The following is a 1,311-nucleotide window of genomic DNA, read 5'->3' as shown; positions in this document are numbered from 1 at the left end:
TATATACTTACTCCATACCATAAAAAAACCCGATTTGTTTATTATAGAAAAGAATTTGTAAGTCTAATTTGTTTAATTGATGTAATATTGATTATTATAGATGGCGCTATCTAATGATAAGAAAATTTTAATCCTAATCCACTATGAGAGTATTCTCACGAAAATTGGCAAAGTACAGCCACAGTACGAAACAATTGAAAGTTTATGCGATGAATTCAATGTTAACAAGGATTACGCACACGATTTACGGAAGAAATTTTTTGAAACAGGTACTCTGGACAGAAAGAGTGGTTCAGGAAGAAAGCATGTCGAAGGATATGTTGACAGACGACAACGAGTTGTGGAATCTATTCGGAAGCGAAGATCCTCTAGCATTATGTGTATTTCTGAGGAGACTGATATTCCACATACAAGTGTTCAAAGAATCATCAAAGAAGAAGGAATGAGACTTATTTCCAGAAGAACATGCCCGTTGCTAAGTGATGACCAGAAATTGAAAAGGCTAAAATGGTGTCGTCAGAATCGTCATAATCAATGGGATGGTCATGTTGACATAGATGAGAAGTGGTTTGACTTGTTTCCATTCCACAAGGAAAGATATCATGACGGCAGTCCGCGAAGAAAACAGCCACTACTCAGTAAAGGAAATCCACCAAAGATCATGATTCTCACAGCTATTGCAAAGCCTGATCTTGAAAAAGGGTTTAATGGATTGATTGGTATCTGGAGGATTCAGAAAAATGTCGAGGCCCAGCGTTCTTCGAAAAATCATTGTAAGGGTGACTCATACAAAATTGATTGCACATTAACGGCAGATTATTTTTATGACTTGATGACCACTGGGGTTATGCCTATGATTTGTAAGAAAATGCAGTCGTTTCAGAATGTTACTGTGCAAATGGACAATGCTCGGCCGCACATTGGAAAGAATAATGTTGAACTCTTCAATGACTTCGGAGATAGTCTTTTTCCATGCATAACCACTATTAACCAACCAGCACAGTCTCCAGATTTAAATGCAAACGATATTGGTTTTTTTACGTCTCTCAATAAGCGAGTTCTTCGAAATAAATGTACAAATGTTGACAAATTGTGGTTTGCATTAGAAGAGAATTTCTGGTCAACTAAACCTGCAACGTTGACTTCTATTTTTAAAAGCAAATCTCGGATAGTGACGGAAATTATAAAGCAAAAAGGTTTAAATGTTAATGTACCACATTCGTTATAATAAACTTTATTAATATTATTTGTCTTACTTTATTATAATTAATTTTAACAAATCGGGTTTTTTTATGGTATGGAGTAAGTATT

At 35.1% G+C, this 1,311-nt stretch carries 1 protein-coding gene; it reads left to right on the top strand.

Annotated features, from left to right (window positions below; all coding sequences use genetic code 11):
* Positions 1–100 precede the first annotated feature (100 nt).
* Positions 101–1,228, top strand: coding sequence for a hypothetical protein (locus ACAX61_RS19525; RefSeq protein WP_370716203.1), 1,128 nt, complete (start codon positions 101–103; stop codon positions 1,226–1,228).
* Positions 1,229–1,311: the final 83 nt, after the last annotated feature.

Origin of the sequence: Sphingomonas sp. IW22, assembly GCF_041321155.1 — a bacterium.
In the GTDB taxonomy this organism is placed as follows: Bacteria; Pseudomonadota; Alphaproteobacteria; order Sphingomonadales; family Sphingomonadaceae; genus Sphingomonas.
This window is presented reverse-complemented; position numbering and strand designations above follow the sequence as displayed.